Annotated in this window: 17 protein-coding genes; 8 read left to right on the top strand and 9 right to left on the bottom strand. The window is 54.5% G+C overall.

Annotated features, from left to right (window positions below; translation table 11 throughout):
* Positions 1-7 precede the first annotated feature (7 nt).
* The gene (locus E9531_RS00165) at positions 8-349 is read right to left on the bottom strand and encodes a BON domain-containing protein (RefSeq protein ID WP_136571722.1); all 342 of its coding nucleotides are present in this window, start codon (positions 347-349) and stop codon (positions 8-10) included.
* Between the two features lie 150 nt (positions 350-499).
* Positions 500-970, bottom strand: a complete 471-nt coding sequence (locus tag E9531_RS00170) for a hypothetical protein (protein ID WP_244609913.1) — start codon at positions 968-970, stop codon at positions 500-502.
* A gap of 394 nt (positions 971-1,364) precedes the next feature.
* Between E9531_RS00170 and E9531_RS00175 the strand changes: the two genes are divergently transcribed.
* Positions 1,365-1,685, top strand: coding sequence for a hypothetical protein (locus tag E9531_RS00175; protein WP_244609914.1), 321 nt, complete (start codon positions 1,365-1,367; stop codon positions 1,683-1,685).
* 92 nt (positions 1,686-1,777) lie between these two features.
* Entirely contained in the window at positions 1,778-2,281 is a 504-nt protein-coding gene (locus E9531_RS00180) for a YqaA family protein (protein ID WP_136571723.1), read from the top strand.
* 142 nt (positions 2,282-2,423) lie between these two features.
* Here the strand turns inward: E9531_RS00180 and E9531_RS00185 are convergent, their stop codons facing one another.
* The 3 genes from E9531_RS00185 to E9531_RS00195 form a co-directional block, all read right to left on the bottom strand.
* Positions 2,424-3,053 (bottom strand): superoxide dismutase, encoded by a 630-nt coding sequence (locus E9531_RS00185; protein WP_136571724.1) that lies wholly within the window; start codon positions 3,051-3,053, stop codon positions 2,424-2,426.
* Positions 3,054-3,279: 226 nt separating this feature from the next.
* The gene (locus E9531_RS00190; protein WP_136571725.1) at positions 3,280-4,767 is read right to left on the bottom strand and encodes an efflux transporter outer membrane subunit; all 1,488 of its coding nucleotides are present in this window, start codon (positions 4,765-4,767) and stop codon (positions 3,280-3,282) included.
* Positions 4,768-4,791: 24 nt separating this feature from the next.
* Positions 4,792-8,022, bottom strand: a complete 3,231-nt coding sequence (locus E9531_RS00195) for an efflux RND transporter permease subunit (RefSeq protein ID WP_136571726.1) — start codon at positions 8,020-8,022, stop codon at positions 4,792-4,794.
* Positions 8,023-8,159: 137 nt separating this feature from the next.
* Between E9531_RS00195 and E9531_RS00200 the strand changes: the two genes are divergently transcribed.
* Positions 8,160-9,053 (top strand): M90 family metallopeptidase, encoded by an 894-nt coding sequence (locus E9531_RS00200; RefSeq protein WP_136571727.1) that lies wholly within the window; start codon positions 8,160-8,162, stop codon positions 9,051-9,053.
* Positions 9,054-9,064: 11 nt separating this feature from the next.
* Here the strand turns inward: E9531_RS00200 and E9531_RS00205 are convergent, their stop codons facing one another.
* Together E9531_RS00205 and ileS are read right to left on the bottom strand one after the other, a co-directional pair.
* Positions 9,065-11,218 (bottom strand): putative bifunctional diguanylate cyclase/phosphodiesterase, encoded by a 2,154-nt coding sequence (locus tag E9531_RS00205; protein ID WP_158291684.1) that lies wholly within the window; start codon positions 11,216-11,218, stop codon positions 9,065-9,067.
* Between the two features lie 769 nt (positions 11,219-11,987).
* Positions 11,988-14,855, bottom strand: coding sequence for an isoleucine--tRNA ligase (gene ileS, locus E9531_RS00210; RefSeq protein ID WP_136571729.1), 2,868 nt, complete (start codon positions 14,853-14,855; stop codon positions 11,988-11,990).
* A 208-nt stretch (positions 14,856-15,063) separates the two neighbouring features.
* Between ileS and E9531_RS00215 the strand changes: the two genes are divergently transcribed.
* The 4 genes from E9531_RS00215 (at position 15,064) to miaA (ending at position 18,754) form a co-directional block, all read left to right on the top strand.
* The gene (locus E9531_RS00215; RefSeq protein WP_136571730.1) at positions 15,064-15,249 is read left to right on the top strand and encodes a hypothetical protein; all 186 of its coding nucleotides are present in this window, start codon (positions 15,064-15,066) and stop codon (positions 15,247-15,249) included.
* A 336-nt stretch (positions 15,250-15,585) separates the two neighbouring features.
* Positions 15,586-16,140, top strand: a complete 555-nt coding sequence (gene efp / locus E9531_RS00220; RefSeq protein ID WP_136571731.1) for an elongation factor P — start codon at positions 15,586-15,588, stop codon at positions 16,138-16,140.
* Positions 16,141-16,382: 242 nt separating this feature from the next.
* Complete coding sequence (gene gdhA / locus E9531_RS00225) at positions 16,383-17,726, top strand: NADP-specific glutamate dehydrogenase (RefSeq protein WP_136571732.1); 1,344 nt, start codon at positions 16,383-16,385, stop codon at positions 17,724-17,726.
* Positions 17,727-17,749: 23 nt separating this feature from the next.
* Positions 17,750-18,754, top strand: a complete 1,005-nt coding sequence (gene miaA, locus E9531_RS00230) for a tRNA (adenosine(37)-N6)-dimethylallyltransferase MiaA (protein WP_136571733.1) — start codon at positions 17,750-17,752, stop codon at positions 18,752-18,754.
* Positions 18,755-18,771: 17 nt separating this feature from the next.
* Here miaA and E9531_RS00235 read toward each other — a convergent pair whose 3' ends face one another.
* Positions 18,772-20,409: a glycerol-3-phosphate dehydrogenase/oxidase gene (locus E9531_RS00235; RefSeq protein WP_136571734.1), complete on the bottom strand. Its 1,638-nt coding sequence runs from the start codon at positions 20,407-20,409 to the stop codon at positions 18,772-18,774.
* A gap of 198 nt (positions 20,410-20,607) precedes the next feature.
* Positions 20,608-21,090: an acyl-CoA thioesterase gene (locus tag E9531_RS00240; RefSeq protein ID WP_136572221.1), complete on the bottom strand. Its 483-nt coding sequence runs from the start codon at positions 21,088-21,090 to the stop codon at positions 20,608-20,610.
* A 91-nt stretch (positions 21,091-21,181) separates the two neighbouring features.
* On the opposite strand from E9531_RS00240, the gene E9531_RS00245 reads away from it, so the two are divergent.
* Complete coding sequence (locus tag E9531_RS00245) at positions 21,182-23,050, top strand: S9 family peptidase (RefSeq protein ID WP_244609915.1); 1,869 nt, start codon at positions 21,182-21,184, stop codon at positions 23,048-23,050.
* Positions 23,051-23,169 lie beyond the last annotated feature (119 nt).

Here is a 23,169-nt window from a genome sequence, read left to right on the forward strand (position 1 = left end):
CGCAGCCTTATGGCCGCACAACAATATGGTTTTTGACGGTGCGCACATTTAGCGTGTCTGCGGCGACTTTGGCGGCACTTTCTTTTTCCAGTTCTGACTTAGCAAAACCAGACAGCTGCACTTCACCATTGAGGGTTTCCACGCTGATGGCAATCGCCGATGTCAGCGGGTTGTCGGCAAGCCGCGCTTTGACAGCGATAGTGATACCTGCGTCGTCAATGTATTCGCCAACAGATTGCTGATCGCGTGCAACGGCACATCCTGTGACGCTGGCGATGGCCGCGCCAAGGGAAATGGTCAGCACCAAGGCTTGTGCCAGACGGGACGCGACAAACACACTGGTGTTCATGGAGTTTCCTTTTGAGGTGTCCATTGATACTGAATCTGAAAAAATAGAAGGAAGAAGCATTGACGGTAGGCATGGACGCTTTGCTTACTTCAGCTTCTAACAGATCGGTGTTGGGGGGAGCCACAAAAATCGTAGCTCTCACTTTTAGGTTTAACGGCCACGACGACCCAGCAACAACGCTGAGAGAGTGGCGCCAACGGCAGCAGCGATCAACAAGGATTTTCCTGGTTTTTCAACCACATAGCGGTTAGTTGTTTGACACAGATCTGTCATGCGCTGGCGTGTGCGTTCGCTGGTGTCTGCAACCAAGTTGATGCACTGTGTGGCCACATCCAACGCTTTGTGCGCAACGTCGTCAATTTTTGGGTCTGCGTGTGCATTGAGGTCTCTGACTGTGCGTTCCGCTTTTGATAGGCCTTTATCGACCACTTTGCGCGTGCTTTCAATGGCATCTTCTGCACCATCTAAGGCTTTGCCTGCAGCTTTGTGTGCAACTTCAGCCGCTTTATCGACCCCTTTTTCTACCTTTTCGATGCTTTTGTCAGCAGCTTTGCGAATTGTCTCGTCCACTGCCTCAGCAGCATCGGCTACAGTTTTTTCCGCATTGTTTTTGGTGCTCATGTGTTGACTCCAATCAGTTGGTTGAATGGTGACTCACCCATGCCAAGGGCTAGGTGAAACGGCTGGTAAGCGTTCTGGACGCTCGCGGCTCCTGCTGTGAGGAACCCAATTCCATTATGACCCTGCTAACCATGGTGAGTTCCTGAAACACCGATAGCAAGCCTGTGATTTGCATCATGACCCATTGTGCAGGTCTACGCAAAGAAAAGCCCTACTGGCTAGTTGAGATGGGGTTTCTGTAGAGTGTTATGCAATGCGGCGCACCGTCAATTGGTTTATGCAGGTGTTTTTTTATGGGGCGTAGCCTTGAATTAAGCAAAAAAAACGCTATCTGCGAAGAACGCATGTGCGTCTTAGGGGACGCAAGCACTTAATTAATGAAAAGGATGTGGACTTGAACAACTTCTTGGCAACTTTGCTGAGCGCCATCTTGCTGATCATGGGCTTAATGGCAGGGGCGGCGTTGTTTTTTGTGTTGATGTTTGTTTTGGTTGTTGTTTGGGCAACTTTCAAATTGCGGCAAATGTGGGCGCGTTTGACAGGCAAGCCGCTGGTACAACCATTTTCTGCCGGGCGATTTGATCCGCGTTATGGGTTTCAACAGGCTTACAGCACGGTGCGCAAAGGCCGGGGGCAACCAGCTTCTACTACAGCACGCGCTCAGCTTGATGATGTGACCGATGTGGTGCCTCGCACACCATCGCAGCCAGACTGAATGCGCGCATCGCCTGTGAATGACACTTCGAGAATGCCTTTGGCCTTAGTGGTAGCTGCAGCACGCCTCGGTATCCGCCTGGATTGAGATGTATGTGGCAGGCATGGCTTGATGCGCTTTTGACCGCTTTGGCATTGCCTGAGTTTGGTCTCTCTACGGTGTTTGTCGTGGCGTTTTTGTCTGCCACGTTGCTTCCTTTGGGCTCTGAGCCGGCTGTGTTTGGCTTAATTCAGCTGAACCCTAGCTTATTTTGGCCGACCATTGGCGTGGCTACATTGGGGAATACTTTGGGCGGCATGGTCAGTTGGTGGATGGGCGCTGCTGCACACCGCGCTGTCGATGCTCGTAGCCACAAAAAGCCTACCACTAACCCGCGTGCCTTGCTATGGCTGGAACGATTTGGCGCTAAGGCCTGTTTTTTAAGTTTTCTGCCCGTGGTCGGAGACCCTTTGTGCGCCGTTGCCGGTTGGCTGCGTTTGCCTTTAGCGCAATGCGCTGCGTATATGGCATTGGGCAAGTTCTTGCGGTATGTGGTGATGACGTGGCTGCTGATGCAGGCAGCGGAAACGGGACAGCATTGGTTGCATGGCGGTTGATGCAATTTTCTATAACGCTGCGTATCTCCCATAAACGCAAAAGACCGCAATCAACTTAGAGTCAATTGCGGTCTTTTAGGGTGGCCATCTTATCTATTATCTCTAAAGATAAGATGGCCACGCAATGGCCATGACGTGGCGTTTATGCTGCTTTGGCTGCTTGGTAGCGTCGTTCCACTTCCGCCCAGTTCACCACGTTAAAGAATGCGGCAATGTAGTCAGGGCGGCGGTTTTGGTACTTCAGGTAGTAGGCGTGTTCCCACACGTCCAGACCCAGAACTGGGGTGTTGCCTGAACCGATGCCTGTCATTAATGGATTGTCTTGGTTCGCGCTGCTTTCTACCAACAGTTTTCCGCTTTTGTCAGTAGACAACCAAGCCCAGCCGCTGCCAAAGCGTGTCAGGGCAGCTTTGGTGAAGGCTTCTTTGAATGCGTCAAAACCACCTAGGTCGCGCTCAATAGCGGCGGCGACATCACCTGTTGGCTTGTTATCGGCTTTGGCTGGAGTCATCACGGTCCAGAACAGGCTGTGGTTGGCGTGACCGCCGGCGTTGTTGCGCACAGCGCCACGAATGCCTTCTGGTAGCTTGCTCAGATCCACGATCAACTCTTCAGCCGATTTGCCATCAAACTCAGTGCCCTTGACGGCAGTGATGAGGTTGTTGATGTAGGTTTGGTGGTGCTTGGTGTGATGGATTTCCATGGTTTGCGCATCAATATGCGGCTCCAGGGCATCGTAAGCGTAGGGAAGCGATGGAAGGGTATAGCTCATGGGAATCCTCTCGAAAATGGAGTGGTAAATGGGCGAGGCAAAACCGTTGCCCCGCATGTGGCGCCAAACCTTAGAACATGTTCTTGAAAGCTTGATCAGCACACGAGTGTCTCGCGCAGCATTTTAGCGAGCATCTGGAACTGACGATGCGAGTAGGGCAATAGTGCTGGCGATGCCGATCAAGCCTAGGTTAGGACATGTCTTGCGCGTTGCTGTGCCGGGTAGGTTATGGCGCAAGGAGTGTGGTTGCATCTGGGGCATTCCAGTTGCCTCCCAAAGCAGCAAACAGTTGCATGTTGGCTTGCAGGCGTTGGGCTTGCACATCGAGCAGGTTGCGCCTGTTGGTGAGTTCTTGGTTTTGCACCAGTGCGACATCCAGGTAGCTCACCAGACCTGATTGGTATTGGTTTTGCATGACGCGTAAATTTTCTTGCGCGAGCTTGACCATTTCGGTTTGTTGCTCGTGTTGTTGCAGCAACCATGCAGAGGTGGCCAGCGCGTCTTCGACTTCTTTGATGGCCTGGAGCACTTGTCCACGCCAAGCGGCAGCCTGACCGTCGATTTGTGCTTGTACCTGTGCTTGCTCGGCCTGCCTTGCTCCGCCATCAAGCACACTGGCTGCCAGTGCCGGACCAAGGGACCAGATCCTGAGTGGTGCGTTGATGAATTCACTCCAGCTTGCCGCTTGCAAAGCGGCTGATGCGTTGAGATTTAAGTCTGGCAGCCATGCCTTCTGTGCGACCCCCATTCGGGCATGTGCAGCCGTGAGAAGATGCTGCGCTGCAGCCACGTCTGGGCGCTGCAGCAACAATGCAGAGGGCAATTGCGCGGGCTGTGCCGGAGGCTCAGGCAGGGCTTGCCAGTGCGAGGCAGGTAAATTCAGCGTGGCAGGTACCTGGCCAGTTAATGCTGCAATGGCATTGCGTGTGAGGGCATATTGGCGTTCATTGCTGGTTAGCTGGGTGCGCACCGATTGCAATTGGCTCTGGGCTTGAATGACGTCAGCGCGTGCGACGAAGCCTGATTCATATTGGTTGGTGGTTAATTCGAGTGCGCGTTGGTAGGCTTGTTGGGTTTCTTGTAGCAACGTGCGTTGTAGTTCCAGTGTTCGCAGTTGCACGTAGTTCTCTGCTGTGCTCAGTTGCAGCGCCAAACGGGCGGCGGCAACGTCAGCGTGTGCAGCTTGGGCGGAGGCTTGGGCCGCTTGCACACGCAACGCATTGCGCCCCCACAGATCAGGTAGCCAGTTGATGGTCAGACCTGTTCTGAGTTGGTTGCTAGTGGCGCTGGTGGATGTGCCTGCACGGGTTGCTGCGGCGTTGGCTGCAATCTGAGGACTGTCAATAGCACGCATATTGGCTATATTGGCTTGGGCTTCCCGCCAGCGCGCTTGGGCTTGCTCGAGTGTGGGGTTGTTTTTGTTGATGGCATGCATTAACTGGTTTAACGCCTCGTCGCCATAGAGCTCCCACCAATGCATGCGATTGGTATCCGTTGGTATAGCCTGGTTTGCAGTAGCCAGCCAGCCATCTTGATGCAGAAATGGTGTTGAGACAGCGGCCTCCAGGTTGGCAGGCAGAACTGGCGGCTCAACGGTGCTGCATGCTGACAACAGCAGAGCTGCTCCCAAGATGCCTAAGCCGCGAACAGCGAGTGCATAGGGTGGGGAAATAGGACGGGAGGAGGCGCGTGACAAAAAAGAGAGTGCAGGCATGAGGAGCAAGGCGGTAGGCCATTGTCAATGGGAAGCAGAAGACGGAGCCGATGGCATGGAAGGGGCGACGTTGCTATGGGGTGCAGAGGTCTGGGCTGCAAGCTTGCGGCTTGCACCTGGCGACCACCATTGCCGCAGGCGTTCCAAATACAAATACAGCACAGGGGTGGTGTACAGCGTGAGCAATTGACTGATGGCCAGTCCGCCGATGATGGCAATCCCCTGTGGGCGACGCAGTTCTGCCCCCTCGCCAAAGCCCAAGACAAGTGGCATGGCGCCAAGCAAAGCAGCGAAGTTGGTCATCAGGATGGGGCGTAAGCGTTGCTGCGCGGCTTGTGCGATGGCCGTTTGTGCAGGTAAGCCCAGTCTGCGCTGCGCATCAAGCGCAAAGTCAATCATCAAGATGGCATTTTTCATCACCACCCCAATCAGTAAAAACAGGCCCAGCAAGGCAATCAAACTAAATGGTGTGCCTGAGAGTTGTAGTGCAAGCAACGCGCCAATGCTAGCGCAGGGCAGGGTAGAGAGGATGGTCAGTGGGTGCAATGTGCTTTCGTAGAGCATGCCCAGCACCAGATACACCGCAATCAGAACCCCGAGAATCAACCATGGTTGGCGCTTGACCGTGGCCTCAATGCTGATGGTGTCTGCTGTGCGCTCGCCAGTGTATATATTGGCTGGCAGCATCAGGCTGGTTAAGGCCTGTTCAATGGCCGCTTTGGCTTGCAGTTCTGTAGTGCCGGTGGCGAGTCCATATTCAATCCCTAGAGCGGCAAATTGGCTGTCATGAAAGACTCGGTCTTGCGAGAGTCCATAGCGCCAGGTTGAGAAGGCTGACATGGGCACCCTAAGCCCTTGCGTGTTGATGATGTAGACCTGCTCCAGTGCTGCGGGTTCGCTGCCAAACAGCGGGTCTAATTCCATCACAACTTTGTATTGGTTGAGGTTGTCATACAGCGTGGCAACTTGGCGCTGCGAGAACGCATTATTCAGGGCAGACGCGATGGCGTTCATGCCCACGCCAAGCCGCTGAGCCGCTTCGCGGTCGATCGTCAGCTCGACCTGTTGTGCATCTTCTGAGCCGGGCACATTGACGTTGACCAGCTCTGGCAAGGCTTCCAGTGCATCGCCAATAGGGCGGGCCCACTGGCGCAGGGTACTGGTGGAATCTGAACGCAGTGCCAGAAAATATTCGCCTTCTCCACCGTGCTGGCCCGTTTGCAAACGGATGTCTTGCTCCACATTCACAATCAACATGGCGCCTGGCAATGAAGGTGCGGAAGCGCGCAGGCGGGCGGCCACTTCAGCTGCGCTTACACGCCGCTCAGCCAATGGTTTGAGGCGAATGCGAAACCATGAATTGCTGATACCACCTCGCCCGCCACTGGTACCAGTGACATCCGCCACAGCCGGGTCCGCCAGAATATGCTGGCGGAATGCTTCGACTTTGGGTTGCATGACCTGAAAGGAAAAACCATCGTCACCACGGACAAAACCGCTGAGTTGCCCTGTGTCTTGCGTGGGTAGCATGCTTTTGGGCAGATGTGTGTACAGCCAGGCGTTGGCCGCAATCAGTCCCGCCATCAGCAGCACAATCAGCCAGCTGTGGCGTAGAACCCATGCCAAGGTCAGGGCGTACATGGCTTTGAAATCTGCGAAGAGTGCCTGGCCATGCAGCACGAAAGGATGGCTGCTTGCGTGATTACGAGGCGATAAGGTGTGCGCGCACAGTGCTGGTGTGAGGCTAATTGAAACCAAAAGCGATAGAACAATGGCAGCCACCAATGTGATGGAGAACTCCCGGAACAGCTTCTCGACCACGCCACCCATGAACAGAATGGCGATGAAGACCACTACCAAAGCCGCATTCATCGCGATCAATGTTGGGCCTACTTCCGAGGCGCCCCGCAAGGCGGCGCGCCATACGCCAAAACGGCTTCTACTTTTATTGTGGGGTAGGTTGGCGTGCGAGTATGGCGGTGTGTGCGGCAATACAGGCCGGTACTTGTGCAAATGCCGTTGCACATTTTCCAGCACAACCACAGCGTCATCGACCACCAAACCAGCGGCGACAATCAATGCCATGAGTGAGAGGTTGTTGAGGGAAAAGCCTTGCCACCACATGATGATGAATGCACCTATCAGTGAAATTGGCAGGGCAACCGCAGGGATTAAGGCGCTGCGCAAGCTGCCTAAAAATGCCCACACGACAGCTACCACCAGCAAGCAGGTTAAGACCAGTGTCCATTGCGCTTCGCTCAAAGTTGCGCGAATGCCGGGTGAGCGGTCCATGACGACCGATAAGTTGGTATCAGCAGGCAGGAGTGCCTGCAACTGCGGCATGGCGGCATGAATAGCATCAATCGTTTGGACGATGTTGGCATCTTGCCGGCGACTGATCAGCAAGATCACTGCTGCATTGCGGTTGTGGTAGCCAGCGGTATAGCGGTTTTCTACGGAGTCGCTCACCACCGCCACATCGCGTAGGCGCACAACTGCCCCTGCGTTTTGGTGCACGATCAATTGCTCGAAATCTTCTGCCGTACGCATGCCTGATGACAGTGCCAGTTGCCAGCGTTGACTGCCAGTTTCTACTTGCCCCAGTGGGCGCCATGCATTGGCGCCATTGATGGCGCGGCGCACATCCTCCATCGACAATCCCTTGTGGATTAAGGCTGCTGCGTCTAGCTGCACGCGCACTGCAGGCAAGGAAGATCCATCGACCGTGACCTCCCCTACGCCGGTGATTTGTGCGATTTTTTGCGCCAAAATGGTCGATGCATTGTCATAGAGCGCAGCTGCTGGCAGCGATGTCGAACTCAAGGCCAGCGCCATGATCGGCGCCTGTGAGGGATTGACCTTGGTGTAGGTGGGGTTGCCTGACATGCCTGCAGGGAGTTGACTGCGCGAAGCATTGATGGCCGCTTGTACTTCGCGTGCGGCCTCGTTGATGTTGCGATCGAAGGCAAATTCCAAAGTCACGCGGGCCGAGCCTTGATTGCTGTTGGATTGAATTTTGGTTACGCCCGCAATGGCGCCAAGGGCTCGCTCAAGTGGCGCCGCAACGGTGCTGGCCATGCTTTCCGGGCTGGCTCCAGGCAGGTTGGCTCGGACCTCAATGACAGGGAAGTCGACCTGCGGCAAAGGGGCCACGGCAAGCATGCGCCAAGCCAGTAAGCCTGCGAGGACCATGGCAATGGCCAGCATGACGCAGGCAATGGGGCGACGGATAAAGAAACGGGCGATGGAGTGCATGGAGCGAATGCCAGAGATGCAGTCCGATCAGAAGTGAAGGCTGCGCAGCAGCGGCATCTTAAAACAGAATGAGTTGCATTTGTATGGCTGAGAGGTAAAGCCGTACGTGTGCAACCCATGCAAGTGAAGGAGGCGGTATGTGGAAATGGTTAATGGGGCAAGGTGCAAGTGAAAAGCAAGTGCGGCGTGTGCAATCGCAGATCGACGATTCGCTTTGGAATGATTTGTGGCGCAGTATGCCTTTCTTGCATGGTTTGACGTCTCAAGAGCAAGCTGCGCTTAAACGCAAAAGCGCTTGGTTTTTAGCCAGTAAAACGTGGGATGGTGTTGGTGGTCTACAAGTGACCGATGCCATGGCGTTGTGCATTTCGATGCAGGCTTCATTGCCCATTTTGTACTTGGGAGAGCAGTGGTATGAAGGCTGGAGCGGGGTGCTTGTTTACCCGCACGCCTTTATTACTGCACATAGCCATGTTGATGGCAGTGGGGTGGTGCATCGACAGCGAGCGGTGACTTATGGAGAAACTTGGGAGGGCGGGCCGATCATTTTGTCTTGGGAGGCTGTGCAGCCCGTTCCTGAGCCTGAACAGGCTCAGGAACGGGCGTTACACAGTAATGTCGTGATTCATGAATTTGCCCACAAGCTGGATATGGCCCACGGGGCTGCGGATGGTATGCCCTATTTGAGGGGAACAGGAATTGATCCTGAACAATGGCTCCATACGTTGGAGGCTGCTTGGCAGCGCTTTGCAAGAACCGTGGAGTTGCTCGATGCCGCTATAGGGCTGGACGTCGATCCTGACTCAGCGCAAGGGCAGGCGGTCTACCAGGGGCTACCACTTGATGCCTACGCAGCAGAAGACACGGTGGAATTTTTTGCGGTCAGTTCTGAGGCGTTTTTCATCGATCCGCTACCTTTGCAGCAATGGCATCCTGCATGGTATTCGCTGTTGTCGCGCTTTTACCGTCAGGATCCCGCTGCGCGTATCACTATTAACGCGAGACGCGGTTTTCAGGCTACCCTTGATTAAGCTTGACCACCCTAACGGATGCGATGCAGCTTATTGTGGCTGTCTATTGGCGGGGCTTGGGGCGGCAGCAATTGAAAGCGCTGCTTCCAATCAGCAAGCATTTTCTCCACAGCTTCGGCAGGCATGGCTGGACTGAACAGGAAGCCTTGGCCAACTTCGCAACCTACAGTCAGCAGCGCGTTGCATTGCTGGCGCGTTTCAACGCCTTCGGCAATGATTTGTAAATTCAATGCGGGGCCGAGTTGGCATACGGCTTTCACAATGGCGGCAATCACCGTTTCGTCTTGCATACGGTGAATGAAATCGCGGTCGATCTTGATGCAGTCGACCGGATAATCGCGCAAGTTGGCAAAAGAGGAGTGGCCTGTGCCAAAGTCATCCAGCGCAATGCGAACCCCAGCTTTTTTCAATACGTTCAAGGATCTGCCGACGTACTCGGCATTGCGTTCAGTCAGGCTGTGTTCGGTGACTTCGATCTCCACCAGCGTTGGCGGTAAGCCAAATTGCTGAATGCTATGGAGCAAACGTTCGGCGTAATCATCACGTAAAAATTCTACCGGTGCTGCATTGAGCGAGATAGGCAGTAAGGGCAATCCTTGTTGGTACCAGCGGGCCATATCAGAGAAGACTTTTTGGCGCATTTGTTCGCTGATTTTTGTGGCTGCGTCGTAGTTTTTGAACGCCTCCTCTACACCGCGTGGGTAGTGCAGGCCGGATGCGTCGCGCCATCGCAACAATGCTTCAAAGCCAATGACGCGGTCATCGGCCAGCGTGACTTTGGGCTGGTAATGCGGCTCAATGGCTTTGTCTCTCACAATTTGGCGAGAACGTTCAAGTTGATCAGCCGCTCGGATGGCCGATTGCATCATCTTGATGCTGTACATCTGCACACCGCCGCGCCCACCGGCCTTGATGTCGTTGAGTGCGGTATCTGCAGCTTTTAATAAGCCAGAAAGGTCTTGCGCATCGCGTGGATATAGTGCGCAACCAATACTCATGCCGCCGTTGATTAGTTTTCCTGCATAGGTGACAGGGGCGTCAATCTGATGATGAACATGGCGCGCCAACTCCAGGAACTCACGGATATGGGTAAATCCTGAGTACACGATGGCGAATTCATCCCCCCCTAATCGGGCGATAAAGGCACTATCCGGAAGGCATGCCTGCAGGCGTTTGGAGAGTGCACGTAGCAAATGGTCTCCAGCTACATGCCCTAACGTATCGTTAACGTGCTTGAAATGGTCCAGATCCAGCAGCATCAAGCCTACGAACTGGCGGCTGTCGTTGTGTTTGCGCAGGCTCCGCGTCAGCTGTGCCTGTAACACTCGGCGATTGGGCAAGCCTGTTAAAGCGTCGACTTCGCTGGCAATACGCAGCCGCTTTTCGGCTTGTCGCTGCAACGTGACATCCCGAGACAGGCAAAAGATGGCCGTGATTTCTCCTTGTGCATTGACAACCGGAGACAGTGCGTTGTCCCAATATTGGGTTTTCCCACCCGAGACGCTCATGCCAGCGAATTGCGTCTTTTTGCCTTGGCGAGCGGCACGGTTCAACGCGCGAAGGCCCGCTGCACGGACTTCCTGAGGTAAAAGATCCAGCCATCGCTGACCAAACCCTTCTGATTCGCTTACCCCTAACGCGCGGCAACCGGCCGCATTCATGTGCAGTACCCGCCCTTCGGGGCTGAGCATTTTGATGCAGTCGACGCTGGCATCGAGCATGTTTCGGTAATTTTGCAGCTCTTGCGTCAAGGACTGTACGTCGTCGTTCCTGGCTTGTACTGGGGTTGCCGTTATTTGCCAGGCGTTTTGGGCAATTTGGGCTGGCAAGGCAATGCTGCACATCCAATGCCATTGCCAACCCGCAGGTGTCGAGAGTCTGCATTTGATATGCAGGGGGGCGTTCTTTTGTGTTGCTGCAATCCAGGCGGCTTGAGCCTGGTCGATGTCTTCAGGATGCAGGATTGTTAGCCAGTGGGTATTTTGCTTTGCTCCAGCTATTTCGGGAGCCTCGAAACTTTGCCATGTCTGATTGATAAAGATGACAGTGCCGTCGGCATAGCCCATCCATGTGCCCGGTTCAACGGCAAACGCATGATCGTGCTTATCGGTTCTCGATAAGTCAGGAGGATCAAGTAAATCGTGTTTGCTGAGTTTGGCACTCATGTAGGACATCCTTTGCCACGAGGCAGTCGCCAACTCCGGCGTTGCATCATATGAAACGAGATTAACACAAAATTGACAAACATAAGTGACTATTGGTCTGATTCGTTATGTTCCAGCGCATCTTGTTCGCAAGAGGCGCCAAACAGGTTTTGATGAAAACAACAGTTGGCATTGGCATGGTATTGCGTTTAGTGCGTTCGTGGTTGTAGGCACTTGAATGCCATTAAGGCCAATTCGTAAACACTAGATTCACAGTTAGCGTCTTGATTAAAGGAAAAAACAGTCTCTGCGTTTGTTTTTCTAGTCAATCTCAATACCTCAGCGTTATTGCCGTGTTCTTGCTGCTGAGGCGTTTTTAGCATTGACCAGAGGAATTGGCTATCCCTGAAATTGGTGAATTTCACGTGTTTTTATCCATGTGATATTCCACGCAACAAGCGTTTGCTAGCCTCTTGTGGGCATGGTCACAGGCGATAGGGAATACGACGCAAGGCGTGCGTGAATACGAAAAGAGCCAATCAACATTCGCAATGCGGGGTATGCGCTGCGAATGTTGATTGGCTCTGGATTCGGTGTGCGAAGAGTGGCCCACCCGTGGCCCTTGACACGCCCACCCATGAAATTAAGCAGGGGCGCGCTGCAAGCGCTACAAAGCGAGCAGGTGTTGTTGTGCCACTGAGCAAATACGCACGGGCAAGCAAAATGTTAAGGCATGCGTTCAATTGGCTGCTTTGAATGCAGTCCAATCAAACACATGTCAGGAGGGGTATTAGGCAATATGCCGCACTTCACCTGAACCGTACAGGTTGCTGATGGCGCGGGCTGATAGCTCAGGATGCTCGGTATCTTGCCCAACTGTTTCGCTGTAGTGCCATGTCATTGCGCATTTTTTGCCAGGCGCAAGGGCAACTGCCACGGACAGGGCTTGGCCAGGTACGACTTGGGCTTGCGAGGTGATGAACACGTATTTGAGGTCTTCGCCCAAGCTGGTCAGTAGTTCATAGTCCGTAGGCGTAGCCGTGATGGTGATGGCTGCTTGCAGTGATGAGCCTAGATGGCCCTCTGTGCGCACCGCTTCAATTTCCTTGTTGGCCACATCACGGATGGCGCGGATGCGCTCCCATTTCTCGCACAGCCCGTCTGCGTTCGCTGTGGTTGGGATGTGGTAAAAAGTTTCGATGAAAATACTCTCGCTTTGGCCTGGCGCAAAGATGGGCCAAGCCTCTTCAGCGGTGAAGGACAGGAATGGTGCCATCCAGCGCAGCATGGCGTGGGTGATGTGCCAAAGCGCTGTTTGGGCACTGCGTCGCGCAAGGCTGTTTTCCTGCGTCACGTAGAGACGGTCTTTGAGCGCATCCAGATAGAACGCGCCCAAGTCTTCTGAGCAATACACCTGTAATTTGGCTACGACTGGGTGAAATTCATAGACTTTGTAGTGCGCCAAAATGTCTTCTTGCAAGGCGGCGGCACGTGCCAGTGCATACTGGTCGATTTCAAGCAACTGCTCTAGTGGCACGGCGTCTGTGGCTGGGTTGAAGTCGCTGGTGTTGGCCAGCAAAAAGCGCAAGGTGTTGCGAATGCGGCGGTATGAATCCACGACGCGGGCCAGCACTTTGTCATCGCCTGCGATGTCGCCTGAGTAGTCACTTGAAGCGATCCACAAGCGAATGATTTCTGCGCCGAGCTTTTTACTGACGGCATCAGGCTCAATGCCGTTACCCAGCGATTTGCTCATTTTTCGGCCTTGGCTGTCTACGGTGAACCCGTGTGTCAATAAGCCTTTATAGGGTGCGCGACCATTCAATGCAGACGATAGCAGCAAAGAACTGTGGAACCAGCCACGGTGCTGGTCATGGCCTTCTAAATAGAGATCGGCCTCTTGGCCATGTGGGTGGCCATACGCAGCGTGTGTGCCATGCAGTACGTGTGAGAAGGTTGAGCCTGAGTCAAACCACACATCCAGAATGTCATTGACTTTGTTGTATTGCGCCGCTTCTTCGGCGCCCAGAATGTCTTCAGGCGTGGTGCGGCTCCAAGCCTCAACGCCGCCTTCTTCCACAATGGCAATGGCTTTGTCAAAAAGCTCTAAGGTACGTGGGTGCAGTTGTTCTGTTTCTTTGTGCAGAAAGAACGGCAGGGGCACCCCCCAGTTGCGCTGGCGTGAAATGCCCCAGTCTGGCCGGTTGGCGATCATGTCGTGCAAACGCGCTTTGCCGTTGGCCGGGTAGAAGTTGGTTTGCTCAATGGCCGCTAAGGCTGTAGCGCGCAACGATATGGCAGGCTTTTCCTTGGCGAACAGGCCTTCGCCTTCGTCCATGCGGACAAACCATTGCGCTGTTGCACGGTAGATCACGGGTGTTTTATGGCGCCAGCAATGTGGGTAGCTGTGCGAGATGGTTTGGGTTGCCATCAAGCGACCAGCCAGTTTGAGCGCATCAAGAATGACGGGAACGGCTTTCCAGATGTACTGGCCGCCAAATAGCGGGAGATCGGCTGCATAGACACCGTTCGATTGCACGGGTGTCAAGATCTCAGTGTGTTTGAAGCCATAGCCCATGCAGGAGTTGAAGTCATCGACCCCATAGGCTGGCGCAGAGTGCACGATACCGGTACCGTCGTCTGCAGTGGCGTAGTCGGCCAAGATTACTGGCGCTAAGCGGCGGTAGCCTGCATCTACCTCGTAGAGGGGGTGCTGAAATTGCAAGTTGGCCAGTTGCTTGCCTGCTACGGTTGCCACGATGCTGCCTTCAAGGGCGAAACGCTCAAGGCACTTTTCTACGAGGGGCAGTGCCAGCAGTAAATAGCCCTTGGCTGTATCGACCAGTGCATAGTCGATTTCAGGGTTTAAGTTCAGGGCCTGATTGGCTGGAATGGTCCACGCTGTTGTTGTCCAGATCACGACAAAGGCATCTTTAGCGGCGTCTGGCAAGGTCGGTAAGCCAAAGGCACTTGCCAAGGCTTGTGGATCGTTGGCTTTGAAGGCCACGTCCAACGTATCGGATTTCTTGTCTGCGTATTCAATCTCGAACTCAGCCAAGGATGACTGGCAGTCAAAGCACCAGTAGACGGGCTTGAGGCCACGGTACAGAAACCCTTTTTCCATGACCTTTTTCAGCACGCGCAACTCGCCAGCTTCGTTGGCAAAGTTCATCGTTTTGTAGGGGTTGTCCCAATCGCCCAAAACACCAAGGCGTTTGAAGCCAGCCATTTGCTGGTCAATTTGCTCCTGCGCGAATGCGCGCGCTTTGGCTTGCATGTCATCGCGGCTGAGGTTGCGTCCATGCAGCTTTTCGATGGCATTTTCAATGGGCAGCCCATGGCAGTCCCAGCCAGGAATGTAGGCCGCGTCAAAACCATCGAGCTGGCGGGATTTGACGATCATGTCCTTGAGGATTTTGTTGACAGCATGGCCCATATGGATTTGTCCATTCGCATAGGGGGGGCCGTCGTGCAGCACAAACAAGGGCTGGCCTTTGCGCGCTGCGCGTAACTTCTGGTACAGCCCTTGTTCTTCCCACTTGGCAATCCATGCTGGTTCGCGCTTGGGCAGGTCACCACGCATGGGAAATGGGGTGTCGGGCAGATTCAGTTTGCTGCGGTAATCGTTAGCTGTAGCAGGGCTTTTTTCGTTAGACATGGCGGTTCAATCAGGCTCAAGCATGGCACGCTGGTGCTGGTGTTCAGCACACGAGGCGCAAAAGGTGTTCATTGGTGTGGCAGTGCAGGGCTGCCGCAGTGAGTGTCGGCGCTGACGCTGCGTGCAAGGAATCAGATCGGCTGGCTGGAGGATTGACTGAGGGGAATCTCAGCTTTTGGTTACCAGTGCCAAAAAGGGGAGCAGCGTTATGGCGCCATCAAATTCGATCGCGCGTAGTCTGCCGCCGGGTTTGGGCGAATTGTGTTTCTGCATCAAGCCGCTGAGCCTGCACCCACGCAGTGGCCTGCGGCAAATCCACCGGACAGGCCAGAGCGAAGGAAACAAAGAAGGTGCAGCGCATGAAAAACGGAGCAGGCGTAAAAAAGAAGTGTGATAACGGGGCAACTGGCGTGGCGGTTGCCTAGCGAGTGCCCACTGGGCACGATAGAGCCAAACGTGCATTCTACCCGCTGTTACTCAAGGCTGAGTGAGGTGGAGCAGCCGTGCGCGATAGGATGTTTTTGTCTTTTATCGCGATGAACGGCTAAAATAGCGCGTTTTGCATCGTTTGTTCGGGCGCAGATGAAAGGCTTTTTGCCTTGGCTTGCGGCTAGATGGGGTGCATCGACCGTGTTTGCGCGCCAGAGAAGGCGTTGCATCTTTTAGAAGCTTTGGGGACGCGCAATGGCTGCGTTTGCTGGCTTCTTTCCTCTCAAAACTGACACTTTTTATGAAAATCGCACAAGAAATCCGTGCGGGTAATGTCATCATGCATGGCAAGGACCCAATGATCGTATTGAAGACTGAGTACGCACGTGGCGGCCGTGGCGCAGCAACTGTGCGTATGAAGCTCAAGGCGTTGCTGTCCAATATGGGCACCGAAGTTGTGTTCAAAGCGGATGACAAAATTGACAACGTGATCTTGGAAAAGAAAGAGTGCACCTACTCTTACTTTGCTGATCCGATGTATGTTTGGATGGACGCTGAGTACAACCAGTACGAAGTGGAAGCAGGCAACATGGAAGATGCGTTGAACTACTTGGAAGAAGGCATGACAGCCGAAGTGGTTTTCTATGATGGAAAAGCCATTTCTGTGGAATTGCCAACCGGTGTTGAGCGTGAAATCACTTGGACTGAGCCCGCTGTTAAAGGCGACACATCAGGCAAGGTGCTCAAACCAGCCAAAATCGCGACAGGTTTTGAAGTGGCCGTGCCTTTGTTCGTGAACCAAGGCGATCGCATCGAAATCGATACGCGCACTGGCGAATACCGCAAACGCGTCTAAGTGCCGCGTTTGTGCCAAGCCAGTTATACGGGCTTGGCAAACCACCTTGAGTAGCCGGTTCCATGACGGCGAGTGCTACCGCATTTGCCACCGCAGCCAGCCCAAAAAGCTCCGCACAAAGGGGCTTTTTTATCGGCGTCAATCAGCCAGAGACAGGTGAAACCTATAGGGCGTGCCGCGCCAGTTTGAATGAGACAAGGCACGTATTGCAACTGAAAAAACAACCAACAAAGGAAATTCCTATGTCCGATCTGTCCATGCAGCAGTTTCTTGACCATGTTGCCGCGCGCAACCCGCTCCAACCTGAATTCCATCAAGCGGTCACGGAGGTGTTTGAAAGCCTGTGGCCTTTCATTGCCAGCAATCAGAAATATGCGGGTCAGGGGTTGCTTGAGCGTTTGGTTGAACCAGAGCGCATCATCATTTTCCGAGTCAGCTGGGTGGATGACAAAGGCCAGGTACAGGTCAATCGCGGCTTCCGCATCCAACACAGCATGGCCATTGGCCCGTACAAAGGCGGTTTGCGTTTCCACCCTTCGGTGAATTTGTCGGTGTTGAAATTCCTGGCATTTGAGCAAACGTTCAAAAATGCGCTGACTACTTTGCCCATGGGCGGCGCAAAGGGCGGTTCTGACTTCGATCCTAAAGGCAAAAGCCAAGGCGAGATCATGCGTTTTTGCCAGGCATTTGCGTCTGAACTGGTACGCCATGTCGGCGCTGATACGGACGTACCTGCAGGCGATATTGGTGTGGGCGCACGCGAAATTGGCTTCATGACCGGTTACATCAAAAAACTCACCAATCGGGCCGATTGCGTGTTCACTGGTAAACCATTGCATTTGGGCGGTTCGTTGATTCGCCCAGAAGCTACAGGCTATGGCACAGTGTATTTCGCAGAGGAAATGCTCAACGAGTCCAAAAAATCGTTCCAGGGCATGAAAGTGTCGGTGTCTGGCTCAGGCAATGTGGCGCAGTACGCCATCGAAAAAGCCATGGCCTTGGGTGCAGATGTTGTGACATGCTCAGACTCTGCAGGGACTGTGTATGACCCTGAAGGCTTTACACCTGAGAAGCTGGCGATCTTGATGGAAATCAAGAATGAGCAGTATGGCCGGGTGAAGGACTATGCCGAAAAAGTCGGCGCGCAGTATCTGGAGGGCAAACGCCCTTGGCATGTGCCGGTCGAAGTGGCACTGCCATGTGCAACGCAAAACGAGCTTGATGAAAATGACGCCAAGACATTGATCGCCAACGGCGTGGTGTGTGTGGCGGAAGGCGCGAATATGCCTTCGACCATTGAAGCGGCCAAAGCATTCGAAGCGGCACGTGTGTTGTTTGCGCCAGGCAAGGCCAGCAACGCGGGTGGGGTGGCAACATCGGGTCTGGAAATGAGCCAGAATGCAGCCCGCCTAGCTTGGCCACGCCAGGAGGTGGATCAACGCTTGTTTGAAATCATGCGTGGCATTCATCAGGCTTGCCTGGAGTATGGCCGTCGTGACGATGGCACCGTAAGCTACATTCAAGGGGCAAATATTGCGGGCTTTGTGAAAGTGGCTGACGCCATGTTGGCGCAAGGCGTGGTGTAAATCGGCGCAAGCGAAAAAGCAGGATGTCTAACTCTTTGACTTCCCCAGAAAACGGCTTGCTCAGCAAGCCGTTTTTTGTCTTGACAGGCCCTACCGCGTGCGGCAAATCGGCTCTGGCACTGGAGCTGGCCAAGGCATTGCAAGCCGACTCTGCGGTGGAACTGATCAGTGTGGACTCTGCACTGGTGTACAAAGGGATGGACATCGGCACGGCCAAGCCCACAGCGCAAGAGCTGGCACAAGTTCCGCACCATTTGATTGATATCCGCGAGCCTGATCAACCGTATAGCGCTGCAAATTTTGTGCGCGATTGCGAGCTCGCGGTGGATGGTATTTTGGCCCGTGGTGCTTTCCCGATTCTGGTGGGCGGCACGATGCTGTATTTGCATGCCATGCTCAACGGGCTTGATCCGTTGCCGCAAGCCGATGCGCCAGTGCGTGCGCAGCTGGAGGCGCGTGCGCAGCAACAAGGCTGGCCGGCTATGCATGCTTGGTTGGCTGAGGTGGATCCTGAAACGGCACAGCGTCTGGCACCGCGTGATGCGCAGCGTATCCAGCGAGCGCTGGAAGTGTGGCTGGTCAGTGGTGAGCCTTTGTCGCAATTACAGCAGCGCTCGCAACGCGACTTGTCATGGCAAAACGAATGGATTGCCCAACGCCTGCTCTCGCTGGAGCCAAACGAACGCAGCTGGCTGCATGCGCGTACCGACCAGCGTTTTGATGCGATGGTGCGAGACGGTTTTTTGGCCGAGGTGGACCGGTTGCGCGCCAACCCAAAACTGCATGCGCAGTTGCCCGCGATTCGCGCAGTAGGCTACCGCCAAGCATGGCAAATGCGTGACGGCGTTGTGCCTGAACATGAATGGATTGCGCAAGCGCAGGCGGCTACGCGGCAACTGGCCAAGCGTCAGATCACGTGGCTGCGCAGTATGCCCACACGCCAGGTGCTCGCTTGTGACTGCTTGACCTTGCCTCAATTAGTCGATCGGGCGTTACCAATGGTGCGGCAGATCATGGCAACGGGCTGACTTTTTCCAGTCTCTCATCAGACCAGTTGGTATTGCGCTGCTAGCGTGAGAAATGCCGTGGTGTCGACGGGATGGTCCAGTTCTTCTGCGAGGATTTCGGCGACACGTGGTGCGGCCTGTATGGCTTGTGCCGCATCCAGAAACAACAGCCGCGAGCGGCGTCCCAGCACGTCTTCAACCGTGCGGGCATATTCATGGCGTGCTGCAAAACGCACCATCGCTTCAGTCAACGTGGTTTTGCAATGTACGCGTTGGTCAGCGCCAGGCAATGCCTGCACGATGGCGGCTTCTTGCCCATATTGCGCCAAACCCGGAGGTTGTTGGAGAGTGTGCGTCCGATCAGCACTTACGGAGGCTCCTGGGCTGCCGACAAGCGGCAAACGGGTTGTTTGGCAAGAAGGCAATTTCACCGGGATCAGGTTGGCCATCTGGCATTGGCGTATCACATCTTCGGCCATGGCGCGGTAGGTCGTCCACTTTCCACCGGTCACACTGACTAGGCCATGTGCCGAAATGTGTACAGTGTGTTCGCGACTCAGGCTTTTCGTATTGCCTTGAGATGTGGCTTGCACAGGGCGCACTAAAGGGCGCAAACCTGCCCACTGGCTACGCACATCCGCTTTGGTTGGCGGGTGCGCCAGATAGCGTGCGGCTTCTTGCAGAATAAAACCAGCGTCTGCTGGCGTAGGCATTGGATCGATTGGACTATCTGTGCGGGGATGGTCAGTGGTGCCCAAAATCACATGGCCTAGCCATGGCACAGCAAACAGCACACGGCCATCACTTGTTTTTGGCACCAGCAACGCATTGTTACCAGGCCAGAAATGGCGCTCAACCACCAGGTGTGAACCTTGGCTTGGAGAGACCATGGGGGTGACCGCAGCCTCCGCATCTCTTTCGTCAAATTGGCGAATGTGGTCAACCCACACACCGGTGGCATTGATGGTACAGCGCGCTTGTAGCGTGAACTGCTGGCCGGTTTCGGCGTCTCTCACGTGGGCGCCAGCCACTAGCCCTTGGCTGTTGTGCAACAGGTCGGTGACGGCCATGTAATTGATGGCCAATGCCCCGTGTTGCGCGGCTGTGCGGGCCAGAGCAATTGCCAAGCGTGCGTCATCAAACTGCGCATCCCAGTAGCGGATGCCGCCGCGTAGCCCGGCACGGTTCACGTTGGGCAAAAGGTCTTCTGTCTGTGCTTTGCTTAACGATTCGGTTGGCGGCAGGCGGTCGCTTGCCGCCAGTGCGTCGTACATGCGCAAACCAGTGCCATACATGGCCGACTCCCAGAAATGGTAGGTCGGCATTACAAAGGGAACTGGTTGAACCAAATGAGGCGCATTGGCGAGCAGCACAGCACGTTCGTGCAGGGCTTCTTTGACCAAAGCGATATGGCCTTGCGCTAAGTAGCGCACGCCGCCGTGCACGAGTTTAGTCGCCTTCGATGAGGTTCCTTTGGCAAAGTCATGTGCTTCGACCAACGCTACTTTCAGGCCTCGACTGGCTGCATCCAGGGCAATACCCAAGCCAGTTGCGCCGCCGCCAATAACCAGTACATCCCATGTTGTGTCTTGGGCCAGCGCTGCCAAGTTGCGGGCACGGTCTGATATCGCCGGTGTACCATTGGTGCGGCCTGATGAGGGAGGTAAATCAAGCATGGCTGGACGCGGCTCCTAAAAGGTTTAAGAACGTGTTTACGATCTCCACGCAGACCGCGTTGGAGTACAAAAGCATGCGATGCTGGGAAAATCCTGAGTCGGGCCATCTGCCCGGCGAGGATTTTTAACACAACAGCACGTCTTTTGGGCTCCAGACCGATCGGCAAGGCCCCAAAAAACGCATTGCGGTGGTAGGGATTAGCTTGACTGGCTGATGGATTGGTAACGCTCTTGAAGCTCTTGACGCAGTTGACGCCGTTGCTGCGCCTGGTGATAACGGCGCACTTCGTCCGGGGTCTGTGGCGAGAGTGTGGGCACTGGTGTGGGTTTGCCGTCATCGCCCATGGCCACCATCGTGAAGAAGCAACTGTTGGTGTGGCGCACGCTGCGTTCGCGCACGTTTTCGGTCACAACCTTGATGCCGATTTCCATGGATGTCCGTCCTGCGTAGTTGACTGACGCCAGGAATGTCACCAATTCCCCTACGTGAATAGGCTGGCGAAAGACCACTTGATCAACCGACATGGTCACTGCATAGGTGCCTGCGTATCGGCTGGCGCAGGCGTAGGCGACTTCGTCAAGCAGCTTCAGAATCTGGCCGCCGTGAACATTGCCTGAAAAATTGGCCATATCGGGCATCATCAACACGGTCATGGTGAGCTGATGATTACCGGGCTCCATTGTGGGCATGGATTTTCCTTTATCGTGGTGCGCAAAAGGCGCTATTGTCTGTGCTTTGCATGGTGTGTGCCGTTAACCTCAGGAGAAACCCGTGACCATTGACAGTGTTGTTCAAGTTGCCCCCCAGTTCCCTTTACGTGATTTTTTTCGCAACCCTGAACAAGCGGCCTTTCGTCTTTCAGACGATGGCAAAACTCTTGGCTTCATGAAGCCTGCCAGCGTGGATGGACAGCCTCCACGAATGAACATTTTTGTGCAGGCTTTGGAGGGCAGCGCCGTGGTGGGGCAACCCCGCCAACTGACACAGGAAAGCGCGCGTGATATTGCGGGTTACTTTTTTAAAGGCAGTGATGTGGTGCTCTACCAAAAAGATTTTGGTGGCGATGAGAATTTTCATGTCCTGGCGGTGAATGTGCACACTGGAAAAGTGACCGATCTGACGCCGTTTGCACAAGTGCGTGCAGGTATTGAGGATGACTTGGAAGATGACCCCGATCATGTGCTCATTGGCCACAACCACCGCAATCCTGAAGTGTTTGATGTGTACCGTATCAACATCCATACGGGTGACGCGGTGCGCGTGGCCGAGAATCCCGGCAATATTGTGGGCTGGGCAACAGACCATGCAGGGCGCGTGCGCGCTGCGACAACCACCGATGGTTTAAGCACCAGTTTGCTTTACCGTGATCGGGAGGATGAGGATTTCCGCCCGCTGATTACGACCGATTACCGCACGAGTGTGAGCCCTGCTTTTTTCAGCTTTGACAACCAGCAGTTGTATTTGATGAGCAACCGCGGTCGCGACAAGGTCGCTTTTGTGTGCATTGATCCTGCCCGACCTGATGCTGAGGAATATGTGTTTGGCGTTGATGCCGTGGATTTGGCCAGCGTAGGCTACTCCAGCAAACGCAAAGTCATGACTGTGGCGGCCTATGAAACCGACAAGGTCCAATTGCATTTCTTTGACGAGGCCAGCCGCACTCTCTACGAAAAACTCAAAGCCCAATTGCCAGGCTACGAGGTGAGTCTGCAATCGCACAACAAAGACGAGACCTTGTTTGTGGTGGCTGCCCACAATGACCGCACGGCTGGTGCTCGCTATCTGTACGATGCAGCCGCAGACGTGCTGACCAAGCTGGCAGAAATCAATCCGTTGATTCCTGAGACGGAGATGGCGCACATGCAGTCCATCCAATTCACCAGTCGCGATGGCTTGACGATTCACGGCTACCTCACCTTGCCTAAAGGTGCAGAAGGCAAGAATCTGCCCATCATCGTCAATCCGCATGGTGGCCCCTGGGCGCGCGACAGTTGGGGTTACAACCCTGAAGTGCAGTTTCTGGCCAACCGTGGTTATGGCGTATTGCAGATCAACTTCCGCAGCTCCACTGGTTACGGTCGTGCATTTTGGGAGGCTGGGTTTGGCCAATGGGGCTTGGCCATGCAAGACGACATCACGGATGGCGTGCAGTGGTTGATCGCCCAAGGCATTGCAGACCCTCAACGCATTGCCATTTATGGCGCCAGCTATGGTGGGTATGCGACTTTGGCTGGCATTACCTTCACGCCAGACTTGTATGCTGCAGCCGTCGATTACGTGGGCGTGTCGAATTTGTTCACCTTCATGGGCACCATTCCACCTTATTGGAAGCCGATGCTGACCATGATGCAAGACATGGTCGGTGACCCCGTGAAAGACAAAGACCGCTTGACTGCAACATCGCCTGCGCTGCATGTTGACAAGATCAAGACGCCATTGTTCATCGCGCAAGGCGCGCAAGACCCGCGTGTCAACAAAGCTGAAAGCGATCAGGTAGTGCAAGCACTGCGCGAACGCGGCGTGGAGGTCGAGTACATGGTTAAAGACAACGAAGGCCATGGTTTTCATAACGATGAAAACAAGTTCGAGTTCTATGAAGCCATGGAGCACTTTTTGGCGCAGCATCTCACTGCCCGTTGATGTTGCCAGGTGCGTGGCCAGATAGTCAGGTTATCGGGGGGGCACTGGCGTGGTATTCTGCGCACCCTTTGGCCACGCACGGCTTGGGCTGTGCTGGCAATCCGTAACGGATTTTTGAG

It is taken from the genome of Lampropedia puyangensis, assembly GCF_004833285.1.
GTDB classification, from domain to species: domain Bacteria; phylum Pseudomonadota; class Gammaproteobacteria; order Burkholderiales; family Burkholderiaceae_C; genus Lampropedia; species Lampropedia puyangensis.